Origin of the sequence: uncultured Winogradskyella sp., from assembly GCF_937958655.1 — a bacterium.
In the GTDB taxonomy this organism is placed as follows: domain Bacteria; phylum Bacteroidota; class Bacteroidia; order Flavobacteriales; family Flavobacteriaceae; genus Winogradskyella.
Genome location: NZ_CALGNH010000045.1, coordinates 1 through 14125, shown reverse-complemented (window position 1 = coordinate 14125; position 14125 = coordinate 1). Strand labels below are relative to the sequence as shown.

10 protein-coding genes and 1 pseudogene are annotated in these 14125 nt (G+C 32.8%); 7 read left to right on the top strand and 4 right to left on the bottom strand.

The window, feature by feature from the left end:
* Positions 1 to 12 precede the first annotated feature (12 nt).
* Complete coding sequence (locus Q0800_RS09375; RefSeq protein ID WP_299129107.1) at positions 13 to 975, top strand: carbohydrate binding domain-containing protein; 963 nt, start codon at positions 13 to 15, stop codon at positions 973 to 975.
* Positions 976 to 1074: 99 nt separating this feature from the next.
* Here Q0800_RS09375 and Q0800_RS09370 read toward each other — a convergent pair whose 3' ends face one another.
* Complete coding sequence (locus tag Q0800_RS09370) at positions 1075 to 2235, bottom strand: glycoside hydrolase family 5 protein (protein ID WP_299129106.1); 1161 nt, start codon at positions 2233 to 2235, stop codon at positions 1075 to 1077.
* 499 nt (positions 2236 to 2734) lie between these two features.
* On the opposite strand from Q0800_RS09370, the gene Q0800_RS09365 reads away from it, so the two are divergent.
* The 4 genes from Q0800_RS09365 to Q0800_RS09350 all read left to right on the top strand — a co-directional run bounded on the left by Q0800_RS09365 (position 2735) and on the right by Q0800_RS09350 (position 8325).
* Positions 2735 to 2902, top strand: coding sequence for a hypothetical protein (locus Q0800_RS09365; RefSeq protein WP_299129104.1), 168 nt, complete (start codon positions 2735 to 2737; stop codon positions 2900 to 2902).
* Between the two features lie 249 nt (positions 2903 to 3151).
* Positions 3152 to 4468 (top strand): xylose isomerase, encoded by a 1317-nt coding sequence (gene xylA, locus Q0800_RS09360; protein ID WP_299129102.1) that lies wholly within the window; start codon positions 3152 to 3154, stop codon positions 4466 to 4468.
* 216 nt (positions 4469 to 4684) lie between these two features.
* On the top strand, positions 4685 to 6970 hold the full coding sequence (gene bglX, locus Q0800_RS09355) for a beta-glucosidase BglX (RefSeq protein WP_299129100.1): 2286 nt from the start codon (positions 4685 to 4687) through the stop codon (positions 6968 to 6970).
* 17 nt (positions 6971 to 6987) lie between these two features.
* Complete coding sequence (locus Q0800_RS09350; protein WP_299129099.1) at positions 6988 to 8325, top strand: endo-1,4-beta-xylanase; 1338 nt, start codon at positions 6988 to 6990, stop codon at positions 8323 to 8325.
* Positions 8326 to 8380: 55 nt separating this feature from the next.
* Here Q0800_RS09350 and Q0800_RS09345 read toward each other — a convergent pair whose 3' ends face one another.
* Positions 8381 to 8533: an SsrA-binding protein gene (locus Q0800_RS09345; protein ID WP_299129098.1), complete on the bottom strand. Its 153-nt coding sequence runs from the start codon at positions 8531 to 8533 to the stop codon at positions 8381 to 8383.
* Positions 8534 to 9170: 637 nt separating this feature from the next.
* Between Q0800_RS09345 and Q0800_RS09340 the strand changes: the two genes are divergently transcribed.
* Positions 9171 to 11126, top strand: coding sequence for an endonuclease (locus Q0800_RS09340; protein WP_299129097.1), 1956 nt, complete (start codon positions 9171 to 9173; stop codon positions 11124 to 11126).
* Positions 11127 to 11311: 185 nt separating this feature from the next.
* Here the strand turns inward: Q0800_RS09340 and Q0800_RS09335 are convergent, their stop codons facing one another.
* Together Q0800_RS09335 and Q0800_RS09330 are read right to left on the bottom strand one after the other, a co-directional pair.
* Positions 11312 to 13417 carry a M56 family metallopeptidase gene (locus Q0800_RS09335; protein ID WP_299129096.1) on the bottom strand — a complete coding sequence of 702 codons (2106 nt, stop codon included), beginning with the start codon at positions 13415 to 13417 and terminating at the stop codon, positions 11312 to 11314.
* Between the two features lie 2 nt (positions 13418 to 13419).
* Positions 13420 to 13779 (bottom strand): BlaI/MecI/CopY family transcriptional regulator, encoded by a 360-nt coding sequence (locus Q0800_RS09330; protein ID WP_299129095.1) that lies wholly within the window; start codon positions 13777 to 13779, stop codon positions 13420 to 13422.
* 164 nt (positions 13780 to 13943) lie between these two features.
* On the opposite strand from Q0800_RS09330, the pseudogene Q0800_RS09325 reads away from it, so the two are divergent.
* Positions 13944 to 14125 (top strand): annotated as a pseudogene (locus Q0800_RS09325) (sodium:calcium antiporter); the annotation flags it as partial.

Sequence of the window (14125 nt, the reverse complement as noted above, 5' to 3'; positions counted from 1 at the left end):
AAAATAGTAATAATGAAAAAAGTTATATTCACATTAACAATGCTAGTCTCTGTAGCAAATTGCTTTTGTCAAAACCTAATACAAAACCCAAGCTTTGAAGATGGTCAACAATCTTGGGGAAATTATGCTACAGATGGAGCAAAAGCTATCTTTTCGGTAGAAAATAACACATCAAGTAATCTAAAAATTGAAGTACAGCAATTAGGCACAAACCCATGGGATATCCAAAGTTTACAGAGTTTTGCTTCTCAGCAAGGAAAAGCATACACCTTTAAAATTAAAGCGAAAGCTAAAAATGAAGGCAGTAAAATTAGGGTACAAGTTCAAAATACAACGTACACAAGTATTGATTTAGAGTTAACATCAGCTTTAAAAGAATACACTTGGGATTTTGTTGCTAAAGAAGACAACTTAGAATTAGCATTGCAGTATTTTGAAATAGATACATTTTATATTGATTATATTGAAATCATAGAGAGCGTAAGAGCTACTGGTAAAGTAAAGAATTTAATATCTAATGGTAATCTTGAAAAAGGCACCGAAGGGTGGATAAATTTAGCTGATAATGGAGCTAATGTAGTTTATACCATTAATGAAGATAGTCCATTTGAAGGTGAAAAATCATTAAGAGCTTTAGTACTTCTTCTTGGTGATAACACATGGGATATTCAAAGTATAAATAATTTTCCCTCTGTAAGAGGAACTAGGTATGAGCTAACATTTATGGCTAAAGCAGATAGTAATGGCAAAAAGATAAAAGCCCAAGTGCAGCACAATGATAAAAAAATATATGTTCCAAAGGACTTTGTTTTAACAGATGAGTGGAAAGCATACAGTTGGAGTTTTAGAGCGGCAACAGAAAATATGCAAATAGCACTTCAATATCTTAATTTAGGCTTATATGAAATAGATGAATTATCGATTGTAGAAGTCGTTAAAAAGAAGAAAAAGAAAAAGAAGAAGAAAAAAAGTTAAACTTAAAAAAAGCGTACACTATTAAAAGTTGTACGCTTTTTTGTCATATAAATAACTTGTAGCTAGCTTTATCTAAATCAAACAATCTATTTAAGAATATCAATCGTAAGCTTGTATAATTGCATCTGCAATAGCTTCAAACGGCCAAGAGAAATTTTGTCTGTTAAAAATTGCTAATCCATCATTAGAAACACCGCTATTGCCATTATCCCACCAAATACTAGCAAAACCTCGTTGCGCAGCAGCTTGTGCATAATAAGCAGCATGTGCTAACCTACTTGGTGTATTATTTTGATTGCCAGAACTCCATTCACCTAAAACTACAGCTTTACCATTGTCTGTAAACTTTGTTTTTATTTTTTCCATTTCGCTATCTAAAGCAGCCTTATCCGCATCAGAACCCCAAGTTGTCTGTGTACCACCAAGGGTAAATGGAAAAGGGAAATAAGAATGAAGGGAAACCATTGTTCGCTCATCATTATTCGGAATTTCAAGCGCATTTAAAGCTACAGGTAAGGTGCTAGCTGCGTAAGTAGATATCATAAGGTGTCTTAAACTATTATTACCACCAGTGGCTCTAATAGCATCGACACTGGTTTTATGATACTGATTTACCATATCCCTGCCTTCAGCGGTACCTCCAGTCCATTCTTGTGGTGAGTTTTCGTATCGTGGTTCGTTTAAAGTTTCAAAGATGACATAATCACTATAACCCTTAAACCTATTTGCTATTTGTGTCCAAAGTTTAGACAGTCTGTCCTTAACCATAGCACCATTGTCATACGTAGGTATTAACCAAGTATCTTCGTGGTGTACGTTAATTATAACGTACATGTCATTAGCTCTTACATAATTAACGACTTCTTCTACACGGTCTAACCAAGCTTCTTCAACAGTATAATTAGGCCCTGGGCCTTGGTGAAAACGCCATGTTATAGGTACTCTCACCGTATTAAAACCTTTACTAGCAATCTCGTCAATAAGCGCTTGGGTAGTGGCTGGGTTTCCCCAATAGGTTTCATTAGGGCCTTCAACATCTAGGCTGTTTCCTAAATTCCAGCCTATTCCCATTTCCGTTGCTATGGTTATGGACGATAGATCTCTCATAATACCGTCGTCATTTTCGTTAGAAAAATCAATCGTATCATCTTCTTCATCTATTGGGCTTTCTTCTTGAGTAATCCTTGTAATGCTTCCTGAGTTTTTCTCGCAAGAAAACGATAAAAATAGCATTAATAAAAGGGCAAATATTTTCTTCATAATTTTTTTTTTCAAAAGTACTAAGTTTATTGCTTAATAATAATAGTTAATGATGTAAAAGCTGTAACAAATGTAGCAAACTAATAGCGCAGCTATTAATAATAAATCAAGATGTTAGTTGTTTGGTGATGATAGCATCCATGCTATAATAATTTAATGTAAATGCATCATTTGTGTTATAAGATGCACTTTTTGAATATGTGTTTAATTAAAGCTTTAAACTAAATTTATATTCGTCTTTAAGATATATATTTTAATGATTCAAAAGCCGCTTTTTTAATCCCTTTTTATGGGACTTTTATAATTTCAGCTACGAATTATTTTAATCTTGTTTTTAAAAGACTATGTTAGATGGTAGCTCAGATTGAAGATTGGGAGGAACTATTGCCTTTAAAGCTAATGTTATGTCTTTTGTTACAGGCACTGGGTCTTAAACTTCATAAAAATAATGTTTTTTAATACCCTTATAGATAGGGTATTAATAATTATAAATAAAAATTTGAATAAAGAACCAATGTCAATTTTAGATATTACAAATGAGATTGTTTTAGATAAGATTAATTTTGCTAAGGGTGTTAATGTGTTGAGTTTAACCCAAGGTTTTTGCTTTATTAGAACAAATGACGGCATAACGTCTGAATTTTTAAAAAAAGTAAAACCATTTTAACAAAATACAAATCATTAAGTCCTGATAGAGTCTTTCTGGTTTGTGTTTTTTATTAAGTCATTAAAAGCTTTGCAAATAGAATTGATCTAAAAAGATACTCTATTTTTTGGTATTAAGTAGATTCTTACGAGTTAGAATAAATTAGTGAGAATCAGACATAAACTTAAATTCAATAAAAAAGTACATAAATAAAATAGAGCCGTAAAAAGCGCACTAAAAATTAATAAACGTTTTAAAATACATAAATTAATGTCGAATAAAGAATATTTTAAAGGAATAGACAAAATAAAATACGAAGGCTATCTATCTGATAATCCATTAGCATATAAGTACTACGATGCCGATAAAGTAGTAGCCGGAAAAACCATGCGAGAGCATTTTAAATTTGCAATTGCTTATTGGCATACCTTCTGCGGTCAAGGTAGTGACCCTTTTGGTCCTGGTACTCAAAATTTTGAATGGGATAAATCATCAGACCCATTACAAGCAGCAAAAGACAAGGCCGATGCGGCATTTGAGTTTATAAGTAAAATGGGTTTTGATTATTATTGTTTTCATGATTATGACCTCATTTCAGAAGCTCCAACATTTTTGGAATCAGAAAAACGTTTGTCTTTAATTACGGACTATATAAAGCAAAAACAAGACGAATTTGGGATTAAGCTTCTATGGGGAACAGCCAATTGTTTTTCTAATCCGCGGTATATGAATGGTGCTTCTACCAATCCAGATTTTAATGTTGTAGCAAGAGCGGGCGGACAGGTAAAACTTGCTTTAGATGCTACCATTGCACTAAATGGAGAAAATTATGTGTTCTGGGGAGGAAGAGAAGGCTACATGTCGCTTTTAAATACAGATTTGGGACGCGAGCTAGACCATATGGGACAATTTTTAACTATGGCAAGAGATTATGCCAGAGCGCAAGGGTTTATAGGTACCTTCTTTATAGAACCAAAACCTATGGAACCTATGAAGCATCAATACGATTTTGATTGTGCAACGGCTATAGGCTTTTTAAAAGAATACGGTTTAGAAAAAGATTTTAAGATGAATATAGAAGTCAACCACGCAACTCTAGCACAGCATACCATGCAGCACGAGTTGGCGGTTGCTGCAAATGCAGGTATGCTAGGAAGTATAGATGCCAATCGTGGCGATTACCAAAACGGATGGGATACAGATCAATTTCCAAATAACATTCAAGAGACTACAGAGGCTATGCTAGTGTTTTTAAAGGCAGGTGGTTTGCAAGGAGGTGGTATTAATTTTGATGCTAAAATAAGACGAAACTCAACAGATATGGAAGATGTTTTTCACGCGCATATTGGAGGTGCAGATACATTTGCAAGAGCGTTAATTACCGCTGATAAAATTATAAAATCTTCAGCATACACCAAATTAAGAGAAGACCGTTACAGCTCTTTTGACTCTAGTAAAGGAAAAGATTTTGAAGCAGGTAAATTAAATCTTGAAGATCTCTATAAAATAGCTCAATCTAATGGAGAATTAGAACTACAGAGCGGTAAACAAGAGTTATTTGAAAATATTATTAATCAATATATCTAGATCAGTAATTAGGATGTTGTTAGTAATAATAATGATTTTATAAAAGATTATTTTAGAACCTTAATTAGATGTCTAAAAATCACTTTGCTAGCAAGCCGAAGGATCATTGAAACTTTTTATCATATTTTTTGTTAAGTAACTAAAGTCAGCGAGACAAAATAAAAATAGAATACATGATTAAAGATTTCAATAAAAAATTAAAACAATAAAAATAAAATGAATCAAAAAATAAAAAATAGCGTTAAAGTCATAGCATTAATGATAGTTACATTAAGCTATGGTCAATCCAAAGCACATTTGGATAAAAGTAAGTCTTTAGATGAACGTGTCTCTATTTTATTGGAACAAATGACTTTAGAAGAAAAAGTAGGTCAAATGAATCAATACAATGGGTCATGGGATTTTACTGGGCCACTGCCAGAATCTGGGTCAGAAGAAGTAAAATACAAGCATTTAAAAAATGGTTGGGTAGGCTCAATGCTTAATTTAAGAGGTGCTAAGGCCGTACGAGCTACGCAACAAATAGCTGTAGAAGAGTCGCGCTTAGGTATTCCATTAATTTTTGGTTTTGATGTTGTACATGGTTACAAAACCTTAAGCCCTATACCTCTTGCTGAGGCTGCAAGTTGGGATTTGGAAGCTATAGAAAAATCTGCAAAAATAGCAGCAGATGAAGCTTCTGCCGCAGGATTAAATTGGACATTTGCACCCAATGTAGATATTTCACATGATGCAAGATGGGGAAGAGTTATGGAAGGAGCTGGTGAGGATCCTTACCTAGGAAGTAAGATTGCTACGGCAAGAGTAAATGGTTTTCAGGGTAAAAATTTAGATGCCAATAACACTATTGTTGCCTGTGCAAAGCACTTTGCAGCGTATGGTTTTACAGAAGCTGGTAAAGAATATAACAGAGTCGATATGGGAATGTCAAAATTGTATAATATTGTTCTACCACCTTTTAAGGCATCTTTAGATGCAGGTGCACGTACATTTATGAACTCATTTAGTACATTAAATGGCATCCCAGCAACAGGAGATCGTTTCTTGCAAAGAGATATTTTAAAAGGCGATTGGGGCTTTAAAGGCTTTGTTGTTTCAGATTGGGGATCTATAGGAGAGTTGGTAACACACGGTTTTGCTGCTGATGATGCAGACGCCTCTGCAAAGGCAGTAAAAGCAGGATCTGATATGGATATGGAATCTCACTTTTACGTAAAAGAGCTGGTAAAATTGGTTAAAAATGGAACAGTTGACGAAGCTTTGGTAGACGATGCCGTTAGCCGAATATTAAGTGTAAAGTTTGAGTTAGGTTTATTTGACGATCCTTATAAGTATTGTGATGAGGTAAGAGAAAAACAAGTTACAGGAAGTGCTTCTAACAATGAAGCCGTTTTAGATGTAGCAGAGAAATCTATCGTTTTACTTAAGAATGAAAATAATGTATTACCACTAAAAAAGTCAGGTTTAAAAATAGCACTAATTGGTGCTTTAGCAGCAGATAAAAATAGCCCACTGGGTAGCTGGAGGATTGCTGCTGATGACAATACCGCTGTATCTGTTTTAGAAGGTATGCAAAATTACAAAGGCAACACACTTGTTTATGAAAAAGGAACAGAGGTGTCCACAGGTAAACAATCTTTTATACATGAAGTAGAGGTTAATACAGATGATTTTTCTGGTTTTGATGCTTCAAAAAATGTAGCTAAAAGTGCTGATGTTGTGGTAATTGTATTAGGTGAGATTGGTTTTCAGAGTGGTGAAGCAAGAAGTAGAACCGAAATAGATTTGCCAGGTAATCAACAACAACTGCTTGAAGAAATATATAAAGTAAACAACAATGTCGTTTTAGTTCTTAATAATGGCCGTCCATTGGCACTACCTTGGGCTTCAGAACATATACCAGCAATAGTAGAAGCTTGGCAGCTAGGTACACAATCTGGTAACGCTGTAGCTCGTGTTTTATATGGCGATTATAATCCAAGTGGAAAATTACCAATGTCTTTTCCAAGAAACGTAGGTCAATGTCCTATATATTATAATCATTTTAATACAGGTAGACCTATTAATAAAGACGGTAATGTATTTTGGTCTCACTACATAGATTCAGAAAATACCCCATTATATCCTTTTGGATATGGTTTAAGTTACACGTCATTTGAGTATAGTAATTTAAAATTAAGCCAAGAGCAATACAAGTTAGGGGAGACTGTAAAAGTAAGTGTAGAAATTACAAATACAGGAGATTACGATGGTAAAGAAGTTGTACAACTTTATATCAACGATCCTGTAGCTAGCATAGTAAGACCAATTAAAGAGTTAAAAGGTTTTGAGCTTGTACCTTTAAAAAAGGGTGAAACTAAAACTGTAGAATTTTCGTTAACTAATAAAGAATTAGGATTTTTTAACAACAACGGAGAATATTTAGTTGAAAAAGGAACCTTTAATATTATGGTTGGAGGAAGATCAGATAAAGGTCTAAAGTCTCAATTTGAATTAAAATAAACTAAAATTAATTTGCTATGAAAAATTTAATGAAACACAGTTACAGTTACATCTTATTGATGGCCATTGTTACATTTTTTGCTTGCCAAACAGAAGATGATGGAGGTGGTAATGCTGCAACAACAATTGTACCGTCTTTTGAACTAACTATTTCTGAACAAAATCCGCTTACCATAAACGTTGTAAATACCTCTACAGGTGCAAATGGTTTAACCAGTTTTTGGCAATTTAGACAAGGTGGACCCTTACAACAAGACGTTTCGGGTAGTGCCACGCACACGTACGGTGCTTCTGGTGAATACCAGGTTTCATTAATAATACAAGGGCCTAACGGTAATGTAGAAATTAGCGATACGGTTATTGTAGACGATGGTGTTGTTGTAACTCCGCCAGTTGCTAATCTTAAAGATGCAACAAATTCATTTTCTATTGGTATGGCAGTACAAGCTAGTCGATTAACTGATGAGCACGACGAAATTTTGAAAAGTGACTTTAACAATCTTACGGCTGAGTTTGAAATGAAAATGAATATCATGTATCCTTCGCAAGGCACCTATGATTTTACTGCGGCAGATGCTATTGTTAATTACGGTGTGGCTAATGACATGGATATTCATGGACATACGCTCATATGGCATAATTCCGTGCCAGACTGGGTAGAAAACTTTACTGGTACAGATGAAGAATTTGAGACTATGATTGAGGATTATATTACAACAGTAGTCACAAGATATTCTGGTACAATAAGGTCTTGGGACGTTGTAAATGAGGCGATTGAAGATAATACAGGTGCGTTAAGAAACTCTGTTTTTAGAACGCGTATGGGAGACGATTATATTGCTAAATGTTATCAGTTTGCAAGAAATGCAGATCCTAACATTTTATTGTTTTATAATGACTATAACATCACCTTTGATACAAATAAACAAGCTACGATGTTTAGTATTGTAGATGATTTAATGGCTCAAGGGTTAATTGATGGTGTAGGTGCACAAATGCATATAGATATTTATTTTCCTTCTGCATCTCAAATCCAAAGTGTGGTAAATGGAACAGTGTCTAGAGGTTTAAAGATGCATTTTTCTGAACTCGATGTGAGAGTAAATCCTGGTAACGATATATCACAACTAACAGAGGCTAGAGCCATAGAGCAACGTAATAAAGTGAGAGAGGTTGTAGAGATATATGACGCTATTCCTAATCAAAATAAATTTGCACTTACCGTTTGGGGCTTAAGAGATAGTGAAACGTGGTTAGTGGACTTTTGGGGACAACCAGATTGGCCATTACTATACAACAACGACTTTACTACCAAACCAGCTCATGATGGTTTTATAGAAGCCCTAAGTAATTAAGATTTTAAGAAAGTATTAAATCATAAAGACTATCATTTATTTGGTAGTCTTTTTTTTAGCCCAGTGCGTTTTTAGTAACAAAAGCACGCCAGCCAATTATGGCAAGCTGTATTTTAGTAGCATTGCTTAAGTCTAACTGTTTCTTTGAGTAACAGGGAAAGATAATCTTATTTAACTTGGCTATTGTCTTAAAAAAGGCAGTTTTCATTTTCTTTTAGTCAGCAAATAAACTAGGGTTAGAACTAAGTTTACAATTTGTTATAAAAATAGTAAAACTTTCCTGACGTCTCAGGATTAAACAAAGTTTTACTTTTTTTGGTTTGCACACTTAAGCTTTAAGTACAGGTGTGCAGATTGAATTTAATTTAGAATATTGAAAAAATAATATCAATAATCAATTTAGCTAATGTCATCATAATGTTTTGGTTTAGAGGTTAATAATTTGTTTTAATTTATTGATTGAGTTTTCAATATATATCCACAACAAATAATTTTCCAAACGATTTTTATAAAATCGATGAATTTGAATTTAAAGTTATAAGTAAAAAAATCATAATGATTACTAATTTTTGTGACTTTCCTTAATTTGTATTTATAATTGTAATAATAAAACAAATAAAATATTACACTTATAAAGTTTTGAAGGGCATTTTTAAAAGTATTTTATAATATGTAGAGGCGATTGGTCTTAAGAACGTCATTTTAAGAGCATTTCATCTTTTCTGGGTGTTTATATCGCTGATAAAAGTTATTTTGTTTTAGATGCTATTTTTAGATTTAATTTGGCTTTAAAAACTTTAATTTTAGGGTATAATTTTAAATTTATCTTTGTAAAAACGTTGTATATGAAAAGCTTGTTATTTTTTACGCTTATAGTCTTCACAACTTTAGCTTGGTCACAGGTTTTAGTGATTAATGAATTTGATCCAGATTCTCCAAGTACCGATACAGCAGAGTTTATTGAAATTAAATCAGAGATCCCAAATTTTTCTACAGATGGCTATATTTTAGTTTTCTTTAACGGTTCTTCAAATGGTGCAGATTCTAGTTATTTAGTCATAGATTTAAGTGGTTATATTACCGATAACAATGGGTTATTAGTTATAGGAAGTGAGGGTGTTTCACCTTTTCCTCAAATTTTAATATCAGAAAATGTAATACAGAATGGAGCTGATGCTGTTGGTATATATGAGGCTAGTGTAAATGACTTTCCGGAGGGCACTTTAGCCACGCAAACAAATCTTATAGATGCTTTAGTATATGGTACTAACGATGCCGAGGATACGATGTTGTTAAGTTTAATGGGCGAAACCATTCAGTATAATGATAACGGCACAAATGCAAACCCCAGATCTATTCAACGATTTGTAGATACTATGGATAACGAAACTTTTACAACTGCAACACCCACGCCTCGCAGAGAGAATGATGGTTCTGGTATCGCAATTAATCCTATTTCAATTTCCGTAACAGAGATTCTATATGATGAGGGTAGTAGTTTTAATGTTGTTTTGACTTCAGAATCAATAGTAACATCAGATTTAAACTTTACCATTAGTCTGAATAATTTTGGTTTTAATGCTGCTGACTTTACAGGTAACACTAGTCTTACCATTTCTAATGGAAGCAACACAACGAGTACAACAATAAACTTAGTAGATGATGCTGAGGATGAAGGAGATGAAGTTATTCAACTTCAGTTTACAGATTTGGTTGAACCTTTTGTACCATCCAATAATTTTGTTGAGGTAAGGGTAGTAGATAATGATTTTACGATGGCACCTTGGGGAACACCTATAAACCCAACGGTTGGTATTGTACAAAGTACGCAACCAAACGATTATTATAATAGTCTAAATGGGTTGGCAGCTGCAGATTTAAGACAAGCCTTGCAAGATATTGTGGCAGACCCTGTAACCGTGAGAGCGCAGACCTATGCCGATGTTATAGATATTTTATTAGAGGCAGATCAAAACCCAGAGAATAGTAACCAGGTTTGGTTGGTGTATAAAGAAGAAGGTAGACCAAAGTTAGATTTACAAACCTCAAGCGATAATTCAGGTAAATGGAATCGTGAACATACTTTTCCCAGATCTAGAGGTGGGTTTAATGATATTGAAGAGGATGAGATCGCAGACGGAATAGAGGTTTTTTGGACGACTGAGGCAGATTCGCTCCGCCATGGAAACTCTGATGCACATGCTTTAAGAGCTGCGGATGCCGCCGAAAATAGTTCTAGAGGAAATCAACATTACGGACAGTACGTAGGCCCTAATGGAACCTTAGGAAGCTTTAGAGGAGATGTTGCGCGTAGTGTTTTGTATATGGAAATTAGATACAATGGCTTGGAGGTAGTTAACGGATTTCCAAATACCACAGGGCAATTGGGTGATTTAGAAACACTTTTAGATTGGCATAGAAATGACCCACCAGATGATTTTGAAATGAATCGCAATAATGTCATTTATAATTGGCAGTTTAACAGAAATCCATTTATTGATGAACCATTGTTGGTAGAATACATTTGGGGAAATAACGTTGGTGAAGTATGGGATCAATCACTAAATTTGAATGAAAGTGAATTGCAGCACATATCTATACATCCAAACCCTACGGCAGGTAAGCTTTATTTTAAAACTTCAGATTTAGTTAACATAGAGGTGCTTTCTATTGAAGGTAAAGCGTTAAAGCGTTATTATAATGTCCAAGGTTATATTGATATTGATTTGGCTTCGGGTTTATATTTACTAAAGATTACTCAGAAAAATGCTGCAGTATTTCGAAAAGTCGTTATCAACTAATTACAAGCCATGAAGAAAAGAGCCTGTCTAAAAAGTACTCTTTTCTGTCATTTCGAGCGTAGTAGAGAAATATAAAATATTGATTTTAAGAGCATGTGGACTACACTCAATGTGACAGTTTAGAATTTTATTGACTTTTCAGACAGCATCTTTCAGCTTCTTTTTCGTTTTTAATTATATGAAACTTAGTTTTTATTCATATCACTTGTTCTTGCAATAAGTGATCCTTTCGATTCACCAAATTCTATACCATCAATACCATTATTGTTTTGCCATGTGGTACTACTTTCAGAATTTTTTTCATTTTTAATAGAAATTTTAATTCTAGTAATTTCACCTTTTTTGTTTCTTTTTAGTTTAGAATATTTTACTGTTAATCCAATTTTTTTAAGGTTGGTCTTATGGCTATCTAATATCTCATCAGAAGTGTATTTGCTTATATAAGCGAGTTGGCTATTTTTATTTGGGTTTTTGTCGTCTTCGTAAAATGTACTGGTAACCGCTATTCGTCCTATTTTCCATGGCTCATCTTTTTTTGTCTTGCCTTTTTTAACTTTTATGTAAGTTAGAGGTTTCTTTTTGTTTTTACTAGTAATAATAATGACACCATGTTTTCCATTATCTCCATATAACTTAGTTGCAGTGTCTCCTTTTAATACATCCACTTTTTCTATGCTATCTGCATTAATATCCATGAGTTTACGATTTTTTAGCACCTTTCCGTCTAGGATTATTAAAGGTTCGGTGTTATCAGAGTTTATATAAATAGATTTCTTTTGTTTTAACTGACCTGGGTTTGTAAGTGCATTGGGATTATTGTAAAGCTGACTAGTATTACTATTATCTTCATAATAAATGTTAGATTTTTCCTTAGTTAATCGCATTACTTCCGAAGAGTCAATAGCTTTAAAATAAACAGAATCTTTAGTGATTGTTTTTTTAAAATTTTCAACATTTTCATTATGTTTTTGAATCCATATTTTAGAACGGGTAGAGTCTAAGATTATAGCTTCAGTTTGGTCTTCATTAAAGACAAATACCTTAGTTTTTGTGTTTAAAGTATCATTGTTTTTACCATTTGTTACCAAGGGTTCAGCAATTACAAATTTAGTTTCGTTAATAATGCTAACACCAAAATTACCATTAGCATCAACTTTAAAGTAAAATGATTTAATTCCACTTTTTACTGTAGCCTTATAATTAGCAGAACTTGTATCAGTTTTAAATTCAACATTAATTGCAATAATATACCCTTTGTTATTTCGCTTTAGTTTTTTTATGGTCATGGTTATGCCCTTACGCATTAAGTCTGCTTTAATGTTTTTTAACTCATTATCTGTTGTTTCTTTTGTGAAAACAACTCTTATCGGATTTTTTTCTTTCTGGTTTAAAGCATCAGGATTAAATGATTTATGAGGTGTTTTTGATTGTATATAAATTTCCTTAGTATTCATGCTTAATAATAGAGTAGCCAATAAAGGAAGACTCAGTAAATATCTCCATTTTCTGTTAGTATTCGATTTTGATTTTTGTAACATAACGATTCGTTTTTTGATTTGTGAATTATAAAAATTATTAGATAATGAAAAGGTAGTATTTATAACGCTTGTTTTTAAAAGTAGATGCTGATATGCTTTATTGTCTTTAAATACGGTTTGAGTTTTCTTATCTGCAATATATTCTAGGTTTTGGCGTATTTTGTTTCGGTACAACCATATAAATGGGTTGAACCAAAATAGAACACACGCTAATTGTATAAATAAAACATCTATAGAATGCAATTGGTTACCATGTACTTTTTCGTGAGTTATTATCAGCGCTAGTTCTTCTTTATCAAAGTTATTTGGATTAAAAAAAATCCATTTAAAAAATGAAAAAGGTGATATATTTTGATTTATTTTAATGTAGGTATAAATACCGTCTTTAGTCTTTGGATTCTTTATGAACAACAAAATAAGAGCTACAAACTGAAACAAAAACTGAAGACATAAAACACCAAACCCTATAAAGTATAAAATTGGGATTAAAGACACCCAATTAAAAGGTTGTTCAATGTTCTGAGGCGTATAATTTGCAATACTTTCTGTCGGTTCAACCAAGTATATAGGTAAGGACATAGTTTCAATAGGAATGTAAACAGGAATAACTATAAAAGGAAAAACCAGAGCAACAACCAGTCCCAATAATAAAAACCAGCGGTTATGGTTAAAAAATGTTTCTTCTTTTAATACTAATTGGAAGCACAAATAAAAAATGCAAACTACAGCAGATGCTTTTAGTAAATATTCCATAATTATGTATTGTTTTCGATGAGATGTATGATTTCCTTTAATTCATCTACGCTTATCTTTTCTTCTTTTGCAAAGAAGGAAACTACATTTTTATATGAGTTATTAAAGTAGTTCTCAATAGCAGTAGACATAAAACGTTTTTTATAATCTTCTTTAGAGACAATAGGGTAGTACTGATGTGTTTTGCCGTAAGCATTATAGCTAACATAGCCTTTGTCTTCCAAATTTCTTATTACAGTAGATAAGGTGTTGTAATGTGGTTTGTCGGTTGCAATTACTGCCAACACGTCTTTTACAAATGCTTTTTCGAGCTTCCATAGAATATGCATTATTTGTTCTTCTTTATAGGTTAATTTCTGCATAATTTTCTTTGAATTTATCTGTTTGATTTTAAATATAACTATTTTTATAGTTATATAACTAATTCGTTAGTTATTTAACGAAATTATTAGTTGTTTAGTGCTTTTAAAATGAAGTGTTATCTTAGTCATTTATAAAATTTTAGGACTAAATATTTAATTCATTCATGAGTGTATTTCTTGTAATAGCAGGTCTAACGTTGTTAGTAATTGGTGGTGATTTTTTGGTAAGAGCATCAGTAGGTTTATCTTTTAAACTAAAGATTTCTAAGCTAGTAATTGGTATGACTGTAGTCTCTTTTGCCACCTCTGCACCAGAGCTTTTAGTAAGTCTACAAGCTGCTTTTGA

Coding starts and splice junctions, on each gene's coding strand:
- Q0800_RS09330 (WP_299129095.1), bottom strand. CDS start 13,779: ATGCAGAAATTAACCTATAAAGAAGAACAAATAATGCATATTCTATGG.
- Q0800_RS09340 (WP_299129097.1), top strand. CDS start 9,171: ATGAAAAGCTTGTTATTTTTTACGCTTATAGTCTTCACAACTTTAGCT.
- Q0800_RS09375 (WP_299129107.1), top strand. CDS start 13: ATGAAAAAAGTTATATTCACATTAACAATGCTAGTCTCTGTAGCAAAT.
- bglX (WP_299129100.1), top strand. CDS start 4,685: ATGAATCAAAAAATAAAAAATAGCGTTAAAGTCATAGCATTAATGATA.
- Q0800_RS09345 (WP_299129098.1), bottom strand. CDS start 8,533: ATGAAAACTGCCTTTTTTAAGACAATAGCCAAGTTAAATAAGATTATC.
- xylA (WP_299129102.1), top strand. CDS start 3,152: ATGTCGAATAAAGAATATTTTAAAGGAATAGACAAAATAAAATACGAA.
- Q0800_RS09335 (WP_299129096.1), bottom strand. CDS start 13,417: ATGGAATATTTACTAAAAGCATCTGCTGTAGTTTGCATTTTTTATTTG.
- Q0800_RS09350 (WP_299129099.1), top strand. CDS start 6,988: ATGAAAAATTTAATGAAACACAGTTACAGTTACATCTTATTGATGGCC.
- Q0800_RS09370 (WP_299129106.1), bottom strand. CDS start 2,235: ATGAAGAAAATATTTGCCCTTTTATTAATGCTATTTTTATCGTTTTCT.